This window comes from Microcoleus sp. S36b_A4, assembly GCF_036700645.1.
Lineage (GTDB): Bacteria > Cyanobacteriota > Cyanobacteriia > Cyanobacteriales > Microcoleaceae > Microcoleus.
In genome coordinates this window covers 1-16,958 of sequence record NZ_JAUBPI010000020.1, presented here as the reverse complement: position 1 = coordinate 16,958, position 16,958 = coordinate 1, and the positions used below count along the sequence as shown (strand labels likewise).

7 protein-coding genes and 1 pseudogene are annotated in these 16,958 nt (G+C 45.3%); 2 read left to right on the top strand and 6 right to left on the bottom strand.

The window, feature by feature from the left end; translation table 11 throughout:
• Positions 1-146: 146 nt before the first annotated feature.
• The 4 genes from QUA03_RS08815 to petB all read right to left on the bottom strand — a co-directional run bounded on the left by QUA03_RS08815 (position 147) and on the right by petB (position 11,494).
• Positions 147-8,288 (bottom strand): DUF7948 domain-containing protein, encoded by an 8,142-nt coding sequence (locus QUA03_RS08815; RefSeq protein WP_333211348.1) that lies wholly within the window; start codon positions 8,286-8,288, stop codon positions 147-149.
• 463 nt (positions 8,289-8,751) lie between these two features.
• Positions 8,752-9,648, bottom strand: coding sequence for a helix-turn-helix transcriptional regulator (locus QUA03_RS08810; RefSeq protein WP_333211346.1), 897 nt, complete (start codon positions 9,646-9,648; stop codon positions 8,752-8,754).
• A gap of 510 nt (positions 9,649-10,158) precedes the next feature.
• A complete protein-coding gene (gene petD, locus QUA03_RS08805) occupies positions 10,159-10,641 on the bottom strand; it encodes a cytochrome b6-f complex subunit IV (protein ID WP_333082815.1) in 483 nt (160 codons plus the stop codon).
• A gap of 184 nt (positions 10,642-10,825) precedes the next feature.
• Positions 10,826-11,494, bottom strand: a complete 669-nt coding sequence (gene petB, locus QUA03_RS08800) for a cytochrome b6 (protein WP_015174799.1) — start codon at positions 11,492-11,494, stop codon at positions 10,826-10,828.
• Between the two features lie 257 nt (positions 11,495-11,751).
• Between petB and QUA03_RS08795 the strand changes: the two genes are divergently transcribed.
• A complete protein-coding gene (locus tag QUA03_RS08795; RefSeq protein WP_333211344.1) occupies positions 11,752-11,913 on the top strand; it encodes a hypothetical protein in 162 nt (53 codons plus the stop codon).
• Positions 11,914-11,938: 25 nt separating this feature from the next.
• Here QUA03_RS08795 and QUA03_RS08790 read toward each other — a convergent pair whose 3' ends face one another.
• A complete protein-coding gene (locus QUA03_RS08790; protein WP_333211342.1) occupies positions 11,939-14,776 on the bottom strand; it encodes a CHAT domain-containing protein in 2,838 nt (945 codons plus the stop codon).
• Positions 14,777-15,030: 254 nt separating this feature from the next.
• Between QUA03_RS08790 and QUA03_RS08785 the strand changes: the two genes are divergently transcribed.
• Positions 15,031-16,650: a leucine-rich repeat domain-containing protein gene (locus QUA03_RS08785; protein WP_333211340.1), complete on the top strand. Its 1,620-nt coding sequence runs from the start codon at positions 15,031-15,033 to the stop codon at positions 16,648-16,650.
• A gap of 45 nt (positions 16,651-16,695) precedes the next feature.
• Here QUA03_RS08785 and QUA03_RS08780 read toward each other — a convergent pair.
• Positions 16,696-16,958: pseudogene (locus tag QUA03_RS08780) on the bottom strand (hypothetical protein); the annotation flags it as partial.

The following is a 16,958-nucleotide window of genomic DNA, read 5'->3' as shown; positions in this document are numbered from 1 at the left end:
ATTTCAAAAACCCGCCCCGGCCGCGATCGTACTGTCGAATACCGGGGCGGGTTTACAGAATCTCTCGTTTCTCTTAAAGATATCCGCGAACCCGCCCTACAGGAATTATGGTCGATAAACCGGACATCATATCAGTCCTATTGCTATTAGATTGAGCCAAAATTTGCGACACCGATCGCACTTGCCGTCACCCCATTCAGAGATGCTAAAATCTCTCCGGTTGCTGACAAGCGGATGAATGTTGAACTGTTTTCTTGAGTAATTGAGAATTGCGAGAAAGTCAGACCATTACCCAAAACTAACAAGTCTTTACCAACTTCAAAGTCAGTAATAGTATCAGTACCGGAATTGGTAGATAGCAAGAATTTATCTACCCCATTCCCTCCCGTCAAACTATCACTTCCCAAACCGCCATTCAGCAAATCGTCACCGCGATTGCCAAACAAGACATCATCACCGCTACTTCCGAGTAAAGTATCGTTACCTTTGCCGCCGAAAAGAGTGTCATTCCCCACCGCACCGTCGAGGGAATCATTGCCCCTCAGACCCAGCAAAACATTATTTGGACTGTCGCCAGTCAGGGTATCATCGCCATTTGTACCGAGAATTCGATCGGGGGAATTGCTGCCCAAATCTGCGTCGCCGGTGACAACAGGAGTTGCAATCCCAGCAGGTAATATCACAGCTTGAATTTTGGTATCTAAAGCAGCACCAGTATTCTCAGTAACTACCTGGGAAATTGTCTTAGTTCCCGCACCAACTTCTTTGAAGTCTTGAGTAGTTGGGCCCAAAGCTACTTGTTGGACGCGGGCTACTGATTCAGGAATTGATGTTCCTGTTGGGTTGGAGACAGCAGAATCAATGCGCTGATTTGCTGTTGCCATTACTGTCGCAGCTTGCGAGGTAATTGAGGTAACTTTTTGACTGTTGAAACTGGGGTCAATCTGCTGAATTTTCGCGGCAGCTTGCTGAATTATTGGTTCTAAAGCGAGTGCGTTGCTGAGGTTTAAAACAGTGCCGGATTGAATTTGACTCGTAATTGAACTGACAACAGCTTTGACAATTTCGTTAGTAGCTGCACTGGAAGCACCGTCAATCAAACCCGCAGTTTGAGTGATAACATTTTGGACTTTTACCATTGCAGATAAAGTTGCCACGCCGCCCGGTTCGCTGTCGTTGGTGGCGGCGATCGGATCGAAATCTGCGATGGCAACATCAGCAGGAATGGCAAGAGCAGATTTGATGAGAGATTCTGCCCGATCGCTCTCAATTCCCTTATCTATCAAGTCCACCATCAGAGTAGTTAACAGCGTGACCACAGTAGCGTCAGCAGGTGCAGTAACAGGCGTTTCTAGAGGCAAACCGGTCGCGGTATCAGTGCCTCCAAAAGCCACTAAATTTCCTTCATTTGAATCAATCTCCCCATTGGCGTTTTTGTCGAAAGTTTCAAAGGGAAAATCGAGATTAAATTCACCGCTAGTGTCAGTGTTAGTTGAGGGTTCGCCAGCATCGAGAACACCATTTTTATTGGCATCCAAAAATACCTTGGCACCTGCAATGTAATTATCAATCACCCAGCGACCGTTATATTTTGTTATCTTGAAGGTTTGAGAATTGCTTGCACCTGCAGGGTCAGTGGCGGTTAACTTAACCTTAAACGGTCTTACAAAACTCAATGGTTTTCCATTAATATTAAACACTGGTGGAGTGCCAGTAAATTTGATGGTGTTCTTGTTAGAGTCGAAAGAGAATCCCAGCCAGCTACTGTTGAAACTGCTGGTTAAAGGACTGCCATCCTCTCGAGTTAATTTGTAAGAGATTAAGTCGCCATCCGGGTCGGTGTAGACATTTTGAATGTCTTGATTAAACTCCTTAATGAAATAGTCTAAATGAATCTTTTCTTGTGGCGGACGGTTCTGGACAACACCTCCTCCAGCAATAGCTTCACCCAAAGCCAGCACATCAACACGCTTGAAATTAAGACCTGTATGTTTAACGTTATCCTTTTCATCGTCGCCATCGTTGATAGTGACACCGGTTTGTTTTAAAAGATTAGCGAACTCCTTTGGCGTCAGTTTGCGGCCTAATTCTTGCTGTGCTAACTGTTGTGCTAATACTGCTATGCCGCTAATGTGGGCTGTAGCTTGACTGGTACCGTGATAGGTGCTTCTCTCGTTTATATCGCCATCTTTGCCAGCCCCAGTGATAGGTGCTCCTGGAGCAAAAACTGTGGTTAATGTCCCGTTACGCTGAGAAAAAGGAGCAATACGATCAGCAGCAGTGGTATTTGCTGTTACCAATTTCCCAGTCTCACCAGGCTTATTCGCAAAATAGTTCCCCAAAGAGAAAGAACCAATGTTGGAATTGTATACCGCGCCAATCGACAGCGAATTCGGATCTGCTGAAGGGTAGTTTACACCTGGAGGCTCATTCTGGTACGGGTAGTAACGGTTGCCTGATGAAGAGACAACAATTATATTTTTCGCCGCTAATGCTGCCAGTTCATCTCCTATACCGTAGAGTGAAGTTTGACTGGTGGCAAAATTTTCACCGCTGCCGAATGCCATACAAACGCTGGCAATGTTGTAAGTATCTGCATTTTGCAATACCCACTGCAAAGCTTGTTCAACATAGGGAAACTTATTAATTTCGTCACTAGGCATATTATCCTTATTATCCTTTCTCACTTTGAGACCGATAATATTAGCCTCAGGTGCCATCCCTGTATAGGTTGGGTCTTGAGAAGCAATAATGCTGGCAATGTTCGATCCGTGTCCGTCTTTGTCGCTAGCATCCGCGTCGCCGTCGGCAAAATCGTAGTTATAAACGATGCGATCGCTGATGCCGTTTGAGTCGCGGTCAGGGCCAAAGAATGGGTGGTTTAAGTTGATGCCAGTCTCTAATACCGCTACAGAGAAACCACTGCCGTCAATACCGGAAAAACGTGGTGTGGCGCGGAATTTATCCAGATTTATTTGCGCGCTGGATACACTAGCAGGTTTCTCATTAAATGGGTCGTTGCCGCTGCCGTCAAAACTACCAAAAAAGTCTGCTGGGAGGAAGTTATTAACGAAACTTGAAGCATTACTATTACCACCAACACCACTAAACAACACTGAGTCGAGGAAATTGCTATCAATCAGGGAAGTGGATAGATTGTTAGTGAGTAGATTGTTGTTGATGCCGCGCAAAATGCTGCTGCTAGGTGAATTTGACTGGGGATTTGTGACGGCTGGGCCTTCATAGCCTGTAGTTGTGACACCTGCAAGACGAGGTACAGCCGACAAATTCAAATTGTAGGGAGTCTGGGCACTATTAACTGAAGAAACTCGAATGCTGTAAGTCCCGTGTGCCAAAATGCGGTTAATTAATTTTGAACCAGCGCCAGAACTTATTGCAGTTGAGATGACATTTTGATTGCTGTCAAGCAATTCAAGATTAATATCTCCCGTAAATCCGCTGACTGCCAAGTCGAAGTCATTGTCAGCACCGATCGTGAATTTGTAGTAATCTGGATCGTTACTACTTACTGAATCACTGTAGTTTCTGAGAGCGGAACTTGCATTAATTGTACGGGCTGTAGCTGATGTGTTTCCAGCTAAGTCTTGTGCTGGGATATTGCTGTCATTATCGTTATTGGTGACAGCGACATCGGACGCATTTAATCCGTTAAATCTGTTATCCGTACTGACAGCAGGGCTAGTAACAATGGTGTAAGTTTGATCACCGTCAATAGCAAAGTCGTCAACGCCTGTTACCGTTACTGTTTGCGGCTGATTCCAATTAGTAGAGTTGAAGGTAAGCGATTGCGGAGAAACTGTTCCTTCTGCTGTATTGGAACTTGCTAAATCTATTTTCACATCGCCAGTAGGTGGGATGTTTAAGCTGTTTAGTTGAACGTTAAATGTTGCGGTTTGGCCTGCTTCTGTGGTGATTAATCCACTTGCAGGGCCAACGGTAATTCCAGCAGGTGTGGGAGTTGGTGTTGGAGTTGGTAACGGAGGTGTTGGGGTTGGTGTTGGTGTTGGTAACGGAGGTGTTGGTGTTGGTAACGGAGGTGTTGGGGTTGGTGTTGGTGTTGGTAACGGAGGTGTTGGGGTTGGTGTTGGTGTTGGGGTTGGTGTTGGAGTTGGTAACGGAGGTGTTGGAGTTGGTGTTGGTGTTGGTAACGGAGGTGTTGGAGTTGGTGTTGGTGTTGGTAACGGAGGTGTTGGAGTTGGTGTTGGTGTTGGTAACGGAGGTGTTGGGGTTGGTGTTGGCGCAGTGTCGTTATCAGTAATGGGGACATTAACAGCCGGAATTGCGACGCCGTTATACTTCGTATCGGTACTGCTAGCAGTATGACCGATCGCCCCCGCATGATTTCCTTCCACAGTCGCATCATCTGTAGCCGTTACTGTGACGGGTTTGGCAACATTCCAGTCAGTAGCGTCGAAGGTAATTGCACCGATCGCATTTATTTGATTTCCCGCATCAAAACTGATAGTAACTGGTGCAGTTGGCTGCGAATTTAACTTGAGTGTATAATTGCCTGTGGCACCGCCTTCTGTAGCAGTTGTGATCTCCGGTGAAATACTCACACCCGTCGTGTCGTTGTCAGCAATCGTGGCAGTCACAGGAGAAATCGTCAGGTTGTTATAATTAGTATCTGTACTGACAGACGTGTGAGCGATCGTGCCGCTGCGTGTTCCTTGCGCTATGGTGTCATCGATCGCCGTAACAGTGACATTTTGAGCAACATTCCAATTATTCGGCGTGAAAGTGATAGGTGCGATCGCATTAATTTGACTGCCCGTGTCAAAATTAATCGTGACGTTTGCAGTAGGTGCGGTAGTCAGAAGTACGCCGTAGCTATCGGTTGCACCGCCTTCAGAAATAGCTGTCCCGCCTTCTGATTGGACAAGAGAAATACCGGGACTATCGTTATCTGTAATCGATGCTGTCACATTGGGAATGACTTTCGCATTATAATTGGCATCGGTACTCATAGCTGTGTGAGAAATCGTGCCGCTGTGGGTTCCTTGTGCTACATTGTCGTCGATTGCCGTAACAGTGACAGTTTGAGCAACATTCCAATTAGTGTTGTCAAAAGTAAGAGGTGTGGCGATCGGATTAAGTTGATTGTCAGTATTGAAACTGATAGTAACCGGTGCCTTCGGTTCGGAAGTTAGCTGGATTTTGTAACTGCCATTGGCGCCGCCTTCTGTAGCAGTTATGTTCGTAGGTGCAACGCTGAAACCTGCTATATCGTTATCCGTAATGGCGACGCTAACAGCCGGAATTGTGATGCTGTTATAGTTAGTATCGGTACTGGTAGCAGTATGGGCGATCGCACCTGCATGATTTCCTTCAACTAAATTATCGTCAACTGCTTTCACCGCAACAGTTTGAGCGACATTCCAATTAGTAGTGGTAAAAGTAAGTGCGGTAATTGGTTGAATTTCACTGCCTGTAGCCAAGTTAATCGTAACAGGTGCGATCGGTTGAGTATTTAATTTAACGGTATAAGTTCCAGTTGCACCGCCTTCCGTCGCAGTCGTGTTAGTGGGAGTAATGCTAACGCCTGCCGTGTCATTGTCGGTAATGGCGACGCTAACAGCCGGAATTGTGATGCTGTTATAGTTAGTATCGTTACTGGTAGCTGTATGGGCGATCGCACCTGCATGATTTCCTTCAACTGCATTGTCGTCCACAGCAGCCACCGCCACAGTTTGAGCGACATTCCAATTATTCGCTGTAAAAGTAAGTGCGGTAATTGGTTGAATTTGACTGCCTGTAGCCAAGTTAATCGTAACAGGTGCGATCGGTTGGGTATTTAATTTAACCGTATAACTTCCAGTTGCACCCCCTTCCGTCGCAGTCGTGTTAGCAGGAGTAATGCTAACGCCTGCGGTGTCGTTATCGGTAATATTAGCCTTGACGGTATTGCCAGCAGTACCATTGACCGTAAAACTTGCAGTAGTGCCGTTATAATTAGCATCGGTACTGATAGCAGTGTGAGCGATCGGGCCAGTGTGTGGCGAAGTTTCTGCTAGGCTATCCTCAACTGCACTGACTGTCACTGTTTGCGGTACAAACCAGTTAGTTGGAGTGAAACTAATGCCAGCAATAGGTTGAATTTGACTGTCAGTATTGAGTGCGATCGCCACATTTGCAGTAGGCTGATTAGTTAGCACCACTGTATAAGTATCCGTCGTCCCACTTTCAGCTACATTAGTGCTGCCGCCCGACTCAACAATCTTAACCTGTGGCCCGCCAGGAATTATTTTAGTAATAAAAGCATCAGAAATACCACCCCCATTCGCCGCTTGCAAAGGATTTGCTGTTGGGAAATTAGTAGAAACAGTAGATCCTGCTACATAAACTGCACCAGTAGCATCCACCGCAATACCATTACCGTAGTCGTCAGCGCTGCCACCCAGATAAGTAGAATCAACCAAGGCAGAACCCGATGAATTGATACTTGTGACAAAAGCATCTTTCCCGCCGCCGCTGACACTTTGAATAGCATTCTTAGTCGGAAAATTAGTCGAAGTCGTATCCCCGGTAACATAAACATTATTCGCACTGTCTAGAGTAATGCGATGCCCGTTGTCATCTCCGCTGCCACCCAAATAAGTTGAATAAATCGCAGTGTAACCTAGAGGGCCTAACTTGATGACAAAAGCATCATTTGCACCACCTGCATAAGTCGCTTGAACTGCATTTTTAGTCGGAAACTCAGTTGAAGTGGTAATTCCGACAACATAGGCATTTCCAGTACTATCTACAGCGATATCAGCACCTTTATCTTCGCCAAAGCCACCTAAATAAGTGGAATAAGCACGCGCACCATTGCCGTCAAATTTAGCGACAAAACCATCATAACTACCTGCCAGGGCATTTTGAAAGCCTAAATCTCTCCCCGGCAAGTTAGTCGAATAAGTAAGACCGGTAATGTAGGCATTACCATTATTATCTATTGCAATGGCTTGAGCGTCCTCACGATCGCTACCGCCGAAATAAGTAGAATAAACTAAAGCACTACCAGTTGGATTAACTTTAGTAACAAACGCATCGCCACTTCCCCCTGCGTATAGAGGTTGGGAGGCATTGGCGGTGGTGGGGAAACCGCCGCCTGTCAACCCAGTAACATAAGCATTGCCGTTACTGTCTACAGCAATGCCATTGCCGAGGTTGCCCTGGCTACCGCCTAAAAAAGTAGAATAAACTAACCCATTCCCGGCAGCATTGAGTTTAGTTGCCGCAGCATAGTAACTAGGTGGTGTAGTTGCTGTAGGTTGAAAAGAACCAGGTGTAGTTGGATAACCCGGATCGACTTGTCCGGTTAAATAAGTATTGCCTTGACTGTCTACCGCAATCCCAAAACCGTATTCATTGCCAGCACCGCCGATATAAGTAGAGTAAACTAAGGCAGTTCCTTGGGGGTTAATTTTAGTAACTAAGAAATCAGCTTGACCCCCTGGCGTAGTTTGCAATGCACCAGGAGTAGTCGTAAAATTGTTAAAAGTAGTGCCTATAATGTAAGCCGCACCTGTACTATCTACAGTCATGCGGTTGGCGTAATCATTGCCGTTGCCGCTTATGCCATCACCGCTGCCACCTAGATAAGTGGAGTAAGCTAAAACCGGATCGATAACTAGGGGTTGAGTGGGGTCAAAATATCCCAAACTAAAATTAACTTGACCGTTTCCTAATAAATTGTAAGCGGCGGGAACATTCACCCGCTGTCCGTTGATATCTTGATAAACTATCGGTGCGTTATCAATTAATTCGCCTAGCGGTGTCTCTAATATTAGTGCGCCGTCGTCACGCAACCGGATGTCGTTAACACCAGTATAGTTCATCTTAATTTGACTCGGGTCGGCAAAAGGTGCAACCAAAAACTCGCTCTTAAGTTGTCCTTCTGTGCCTTTGAAAACGCGGTCAATTCCTTGATAGACGTTTTGATAAACAACGCCGTTAAAAGTAGGAACGTCTGTGTGCCATTGACTGGAATCTTCGCTTAAAATAAAGTTAGCAACTCCCGGCAATTGTTCCAACCCGGAAATTGTGGGGTTGGGGTTGCTGTTGGCTAAGCTGCTGCGGACAATTGAAGAATTTGTTGGTTGATTTCCCGGTTCATTAGGTGGCTGGAAAGCGGTAAAGGTGATTTCGTTTGGAGTGAAATAGATACTGTGACCGGCACCTTTTACCTGGAATTTCACATTCGGGTCAGTTTGTCCAGCATTTGCAATAAAACTTAAGGGAATTTGACCGTAAGATGCTTGTTGATTTTGAGAGCTCATAGCTGGTACCCCTGGTTTATGTTTGCAAGCAACTTTACAAAATTACGAACTCTGCTGTATAGTAAATTCTCGCGGAAAAATTGTGAAAAATACAATTTTCTTGCGAAATTTCACTTAATTTGATGAATAATTGTAACAACGCTGACGGGTGCGCTCGGTCAGTAAGTGCGAGAGTCCGACATTCCGCCAGTTCGATATTCCGAGAGTCCGAGAGTCCGCCAGGGGTTAAAAACCCCTGTCTCATAGCTAAAGTCCTCTGAAAGAGGACTGGTGTTGATGATAATTTAATTGGATTTGCCAGTCGGTTTCAACCGACTTTCGCTATGAGACGGGGAATTAATTCACTCCTAGGACTTGTGGGTGAATGCAAAAACTCAAGAATGCCAAAAACTTTGGGTAAGTCCGCGAGTCCGACAGTCCGCTAGGGTTTTTAAGCCCTGCCAGACTGCGGGTGTTACCTTTATTAAAGTTGATCGCGATATTTCTTAGGAGTCAAACCGACGATTTTACAGAAAGTCTTGCTAAAGTGACTTTGGTCGTGAAACCCGACTTGTTGCGAGATATAGATTATTGATAAATCTTGCGTTTTCAATAACTGTTTGGCTTTTTCAATTCGGCACTGAATCACGTAATGATGTGGCGTAACTCCAATTGATTGTTTAAACAAACGACCGAAATAAGAAGGACTCATCTGCACTAAATTAGCAAGTTCACTTAAGTGCAAATCTCGGTGTATATACTCATTAATGTAATTAATAACTATTTGTAATTGGTGAGGGTCTAAACCGCCTTCAAAATCGCGCATATTGGTTTTTTGTGCACAATAGCGGTGCAGTATATGAAGTGAAAGCGCGTTCTTCAGTGCACCGACATAAAGAGTACCGTTTAATCCACCTGATGCGAGTTCGGTTTTGAGGGCCCAACCAATTCCCATAATCAACGGATCGCGGATTTGCCAGTGCGGTATAATTTCAATCTGATTGGAATTTGTCGATTCGTAAACTGTATTGTCGAAGTCGGTAGGTTCAAGAGCGATCGCAATAAATTCATGGTCTTCGACTGCATAGGGGTGGTAATCAGTACCAGCAGCAGCGATAAAAATTTGTCCACTATGGCAGAGTTCGCTACCGTAGTGTTTCCCGTTCAGTTTCGCTCCCCCGATAGTTGAAGAGAGTATCATGCCAATGCTGTGCTGTTGCAGAGAGTGTTCGGGGGATTCGCTTGGCGGCTGATGGTGATATTCGACATGAATTCCCTCCCAGTTTGCCCCGTGACTCGACAGGATTGCGGGATGGGGGAGAATCGATTTCATCGCGTCTGTCTGGGCAAAATCAAGAATTAATGCTTTCTCTGAGGACATAGCTTGCACCTGGGAGAGTTGCTATTATTATATGGGTCTGAAGTCCTTCCAGTTATAGAAAAGATACTCAGGGCTTACGCTAAATATTCTCGGTCTGTTTGTCAAGATTTAGCAATAAAATTTAATGGAATTTGACCCTAGGGTGGTGGAGGATCGATGGATAATCCGCACTTTCATACCAGCCGTTGCGCCTAAACTGCTACGCATCTAAATTGTATTTTTGGGCGGGCGGGACGCCCAACCCCTACTCCCCACAAGAATTTGCTCTAATTTGATTGTCAAATTTAAATGCGCCTCAGCTTACAATTAATTACTGATAATTATTAACTTTTAGAAAGATTAATGTAAAATCTCCAATTCTACAATCCCCAATTCTTCAATCCCCAATTCTTCAATCCCCAATTCTTCAATCTAAAATCTAAAATCAAATGACGCCCGCTAAAGTTTCCCACCAGTACAAAAGCACTTTACAGGAAACCCGCAGGCGTCAAAATCAAGCAAACTTAAATCTTAGAAAAGACCCAGTGTGAAAGATTTGTCGATCGGGAAAATAGCACCAATACCCAACCACAGAGTTACCGCAGTTCCCAACAGGAAAACAGTAGTAGCAACAGGGCGGCGGAACGGATTTTGGAACTTATTAACATTCTCGATGAACGGAATCAAAATCAAGCCAACGGGAACACCGGCCATGCAAGCAATACCCAACAATTTGTTAGGCAAAACGCGCAGGAGTTGGAACACAGGCCACAAATACCATTCCGGCAGAATTTCCAGCGGAGTAGCAAAAGGATTAGCAGGTTCGCCAACCAAAGCCGGGTCTAGTACAGCCAAACCCACGCACAGAGAAATCGTTCCCATGATGACTATAGGGAAAACGTAGAGCAAGTCATTAGGCCAAGCTGGTTCGCCGTAATAGTTGTGACCCATGCCCTTAGCGAGCTTAGCGCGGAGCGCGGGATCGCTCAAATCTGGTTTTTTGATAATAGACATAGTGAGAGTGTTCTCCTTTTAGTTTTACCCGGGCCTGGGATTCCGCTGTATTCGTTAGTCTGAATCAGCGGTGCGATCGCAGGAAGTATTAGCCGTAAATAAATATCATGAGTCATGAATTCTGAATTTTCAACTCACAATTCAGCGGGGGGGCAAAAAAAATACCGCCCCCAAAACTCAAAACTTACAACGGGCCAGAGATACCTTGCTTGCGAATCATCAAGAAGTGAGCCAGCATGAACACTACAATCAGCCAAGGCAACACAAAAGTGTGCAAGCTGTAGTAACGAGTCAAAGTGCCTTGACCGACGCTGACACCGCCGCGCAGCAGTTCAACCATCAAAGAACCAACAAACGGGATAGCTTCGGGGACGCCGGAAACGATTTTAACTGCCCAGTAACCGATTTGATCCCAAGGCAGTGAATAGCCGGTCACGCCGAAAGAAACAGTGATGACTGCCAAGATTACTCCTGTCACCCAGGTTAATTCGCGGGGCTTTTTGAAGCCGCCTGTCAGATAAACCCGGAAGATGTGCAAAATCATCATCAGCACCATCATGCTTGCAGACCAGCGGTGGATGGAGCGGATCAGCCAGCCGAAGTTGACTTCAGTCATCAGGTATTGCACTGAAGAAAAAGCTTCTGCTACCGTGGGACGGTAATAGAAAGTCATGGCGAAGCCGGTGGCAAACTGGATCAGAAAGCAAACTAAAGTAATTCCGCCCAAGCAGTAGAAAATATTGACGTGCGGGGGTACATACTTTGTAGTGATGTCATCGGCGAGCGCCTGAATTTCCAGGCGTTCCTCAAACCACTGGTAGGTTTTTGAGTCGGTGATTTGTTTAGAAAACATGGAGCCAGAATTCCTAAAAGAATATTGCTGTGGTTGAGGTTCAGGGCAGCAGCCACAAGGTTTTTTGTCGCCCCGCGCCGAGCAGCTTGCTTTTACTAGCAAATGCCTGAGGCTATTTTTTAAATTTGGAGCTGACGAAAGGAACTCTCTTGTGCGATCGCCTGCAAGCCCTGGGAAACTAAGCGGTGGCTTGTCCCTACTCGCTGGCGTTGCCCGATCGAATTCCAGACTGTGATAAAAAATGTAACATAATTGCCGTGCAATTTTCACGCGGGCGATCGCTTTTTGGACACTTAAAAGGCTTTTTTCGGAATCTCAACATCCGCCCAAGCTACTATGCGGGGAAGGCTGAGCTACAGCAAGCAGTCCGAGCCGGAAACGGGTTTGCCGGGAGAGGCCAAATTTCATCTCGATCGTAAAACTTTACCTTTTGGGTCGATCGATTCACAAACCATTGCCAATCAGAATAAAAGGTGCCCAGTAGAAGGGGTGGCTCAGGCTGTTACTCTGTTCTGACGGCGCGCTGCTGCTAATGGGTTGTTGTCCTGATGCTACAGAGTTGCCTGTAATCAGGGCAATTTGCGCTTGGCGTAAGGCTTCGGCTTTGGTCATATTCTCTTGCTTCAAGGCGGCATAGAAGGCATCCATCAAGACTTGCGTGCCACCATCGTCTACGTACCACAACGTGGAGATCGCGGCCCTAGCGCCTGTACGCTGCACCTGATAGCCAAACCCCAAAATCTCCTCACCGTTACCTAATCTGCCGCCTACAGCCGTTTGGCAGGCACTCAGGACGATTAAATCCACCTTGGGTAACGACCAGGTTTTGAGCTCTCGTAGCGTCGCGCGATCGCCATTCCCGAACATAATAAAAGAATCTTCCGGTTCACCAACCAAAAAAGCCGCGTGAGTCGCAAGATGAACAATTGAATAATCATTCATCAACAACACAGTATCGCGGTTAAATTGATTGTCCAATAGTTTCGTTGTACCCGGAATTGTCGTCGCTAAATTTTCCACTTCTCGACCCGCAAACGGCAGTCCCGACATTGTGAAATCTCTCGTCCCAACTTTGAACTTATAACTGCCTTGGGTAAAAGCAGCCGCTAGAATTTGCAAATTATTTTGAGGTTTTGTATTAAAATCAGTCAGACTGGCAGCAGTAATATTGTTAATCCTGAAGCGCTCCACTAACCATTGTTTGCCATCATGTAAGGCAGCAAGCGGAATATAGCGCAACTGTCCATCCGGCGCATAAATAAGAGTTTTAGCATCGGCTTGTGCTAAGTCTTTTTCAATCGGTTTAATTAACAATTGGTAAAGCTTTTGACCCGCAACTTCAGCATCAGCCATCTTGCCATTCCGATTTGTTATATTACGACGGAAATCAGCAATCGCACCATTAAGTTCTTCCCGTTTCACAGCCACAGTGCGGCGAATCGGAGGAGAATAAGGGGTAACTAAAATCAGTTCCAATCGCTCATCCAGAACCAAGGGATACAGAATGACAGCGTTTTGTTGCAGCTTTTGGAGGTTGTCTCGTAAACTATTGAAATTAGCAAGATTGAGAGTTTCTCCACCCGTGACTTGCCTCAGTTGCGCCACCAGTGCAGTTACGGTTGGACTTTTGAGGAATTCTTGAAACTGTTGAGAAATTTCTTGCTGATTTTTTCTCAACTCTAGAATACGCTGTTGCTGGGCGCGGGTTCTGTTAGCAGGTGGAATCTTTTCGATGTTGACGAGTTCTTTACCGAGTTGAATTGCTTTATTTAAAAGGGCTTCGTAGCCTTTTTGAATTTGCTGTTCTGAGGGAGTATTGGGAATTCCTTGAGCAGTTTGGTCGTTGCCCCGCACATTGCTGAGATAATCTTCCAGTTCTTGAATTTTGAGTAAATCTATCACTTGTTGGGCTTCGAGAACTCGGTCTTGTTTCAGGAGGAGATCGGCTAAGTGGCGATAATCTTTAGCAATGGTTTCTGTGTAGGATTGCTGGAATTCTTGAGGAAGTCCCTTGATATTCTTGCGAATCACTTCTCTGGCGTTGACTGATTGCTTGAAGAACACAATCGCTAATTCTGGCTGATTCTGTTTCTCTAGCAGATACCCGATGTTTTTGAGAGCGTGTCCTTCATCCGCCTTGTGGCCAAATTCCTGGAGAATTACCAAGGCTTGCTGATAAAAATTCCAGGCTAATTCATACTTTCCTTGCTCAAAGTATACTTGGCCAATATTACTGAGTATTACCCCTTCCGACTTCTTGTCGCCCAGTGGTTTGAGAATAGTTAAAGCTTCCTGCAAGAACTTCAAGGCTAATTCATAGTTTCCTTGTTTGAGGTAAACAACCCCAATATTGCGGAGCGTTCCTGCTTCCAGGTTTTTTTTGTCTGTTTTGTCATCAATTGTTTTGAGGATTGCTAAGGCTTCCTGATAGAACTTTAAGGCTAATTCGTACTTTTCTAGTCGGGAGTGAATGCTTGCGATCGCGTTGAGATTTCTGACTTCACCCCCAATGCTGCCAATCGCGCCCCTGCTGTCAAATACAAGTAGTACACGTTCTCTGGAGATTTCTAAGGATTCCTGATACAACTTCAAAGCCAGTTCGTACTGTCCTAGCGCCTCGTAAAGCCTCCCCGCGTTAAACAGCTTTGACAGCCTATCTTGCGCGAAATAGGGTGGAGGAATAGCTAAGGCTTGCTGATAGAAATCCAAGGCTAATTCATACTCTCCCAGGTTAGTGTAAGCTATCCCAATTAGGTTGAGAGTTAACCCTTCCGCTTCCTTCTGACCAAGTTTTCTCTCAATAACCAGGAGTTGCTGAAATTTCTCTAAAGCTTCTCGATGTTGACTTTGCTTGGCCAGTTGACGACCTTGCTCGTGGTAAATTTTCCCCATCAGGTTGAGGGTTACTAATTCCCCATCGCCATCGCCTACCTCCCGTCGAATAGGCAAAGCTTGCTGGAAGTAATCTAATGCTTGCTCATACTCTTCCTGGCTGTAGTGAGCCTCTCCAATGTAGTAGAGAGTTGATCCAATGCTTGCTTTGTCGCCTATTTCTTGATAAATCGATAAGGCTTCCTGGAATTTCCTGATAGCTGCTGCATAGCTGCGCCCTGCATTCAGATATTCACCTTCTCTGAACAGGCGATCGCCTATAGCTTTCCGATCTTGATTTGTTTGCGCCTGCGCGACTAAAGGCGAGAGACTCAAGGTAGATGGTAACAAGGGAGAGATGAGCGAAAGCAGCAGAGTGGCAAAGCTGACGCTGACTAGATGTAGACGCATGGTTCAATCCTTCATACAAGAGAAGGTACGGATTGCTATCAATTTGACATATTTTGCATCGATTGTGAGGATATCCATTATCTTTTTTAACTATATTGAACATGATATCTGAAATACGTATGGTGCGTTAGCGACAGCGTAACGCACCATTTAACCCGGACGGTGCGTGACGGCAATTCTTCAATGTTACCATTGATTTTAGTCATTTTTAGCCGTCACACACCCTACTTAATCTTATGGGGAGTTGATCTACTATGAAATCGATTAGCACAGTTGCTCTGATAATAAATATGTGGGCGTTCAGTGGCTGGGGATGGGGAATCGCTCAAGCCGCCGAACCTAATAGCGGGAGTTCTTTTAAAGAGTGGTGCCAAAAGCAAGCCAGTTTGTCAGCCGAGGCGAGAATCACTGTAGAGGTGCTGTTAGCAAAAGCAGGTACAAATGATTGCGAACTCGCTGCCAAAAATCTGTTAAGTGTCACTAAACTTTACCTCCACCAGAAAGGGATCAGTGACCTGAGTCCCTTATCAGAATTGACAAACTTGGAAGAGCTTTACCTCCACAGCAACCGAATTATAGCTGTCAGCCCTTTGGCAAGATTAAAAAACCTTAAGGAGCTTTCCCTTGACAACAACCAAATTGCTGATGTTAACCCTCTAGCAGGACTAAAAAACCTTAAGAAGCTTTCCCTTGACAACAACCAAATTGCTGATGTTAACCCTCTAGCAGGACTAAAAAACCTGAAGTCACTTTCCCTTGGTCATAACCAAATTGCTGATGTTAACCCTCTAGCAGGACTCACAAATCTAACTTCGCTTGCCCTCTACAATAACAAAATTACTGATGTCAGCCCGCTAGCAGGAATGACAAAATTAACTGGGCTTAATCTTGACAAAAACCAGATTGCAGATGTTAGAGCTTTGGCGAGGCTAACAAACCTAACTTGGCTCAAGCTGATTGCCAACAAAATCGCAGATATCAGCCCTCTAGCAGGACTGACAAACCTGAAGACGCTTGACCTTGAAAGTAATCAGCTCAAAGATATCAGCCCTCTAGCAGGAATAAACAACCTGAATGAGCTTATCCTCACTCTCAACCAAATCAAAGATGTCAGCCCTCTGGCAGGATTGACATCTTTGATTTGGCTTAATCTTCGCTTCAACCAAGTAGAAGATATCAGCGCTCTGGCAAAACTGGCAAATTTGACTCGCCTTTATCTGCAAGATAACCAAATTAAAGATGTTAGTTCTTTAGCAGGAATGACAAAGCTCAAGCAGCTCGATCTAGAATACAACCAAATCAAAGATGTCAGCTTTTTAGCAGAAATGACAAATTTGGAGCAACTTAACCTTGAAGGTAATCAAATAGATGTCAAATCTCTGGTAGGACTAAAAAACGTAAGTTCGCTTAACCTTGAGAATAACCAAATCAAAGATGTTAGCTCTTTAGCAGGATTAAAAAATCTGAGTTCGCTTGACCTCGACAACAATCAAATCCAAGATGTTAGTCCTCTAGCGGGACTGAAAAACCTGATTTACCTTAACCTTGAAGGCAACCCAATCAAAGATGTCGGCCCTCTGGCGAGGCTGATAAATCTGAAGTTTCTTAACCTTAAGGGCAAGCAAATTGAAGATGTTAGTCCGCTAGCGGAACTGACAAACCTCACTGGGCTCAATCTTGAAGGCAATCAAGTCAAAGATGTTCGCCCTTTGGCAAAACTGATAAATTTGGGATGGCTTAATCTCCGCTTCAATCCAGTTGCAGATTTCAGTCCTCTAGCAGCACTGAAAAATCTGAGTTCGCTTTATCTGGCAGATAATGCGATCGCGCGGCAAAGTTGTCCAGTCAGTGGGTTAGAAGTTTGCAAGTTTTGAGAAAAATGCGTTGCTGAACTTGCAAACCCTCTTTCCGATCGGAATTTATTCAACATCTGGATTGACTCCGAGCGATCGCAACTGTTCCAACAATTGCTGAACCCGTTGACGTTCCTCAGCTAGAGCTCTTTCCATTTGCTCGGCACGTTGGCGTTCCTCCTCGGCACGTTCTGCTGGCGTCGGTATCCAACCAGTCTCATCGTACCAACGCAGCCACAAACCGACTGTTCCCCATTTGTGACAAGTTAAGAAAAAGTGCGAATTGTCAAGGGGGTAGACCAAAAAAGGTAAAATAGGATGAAACCCTT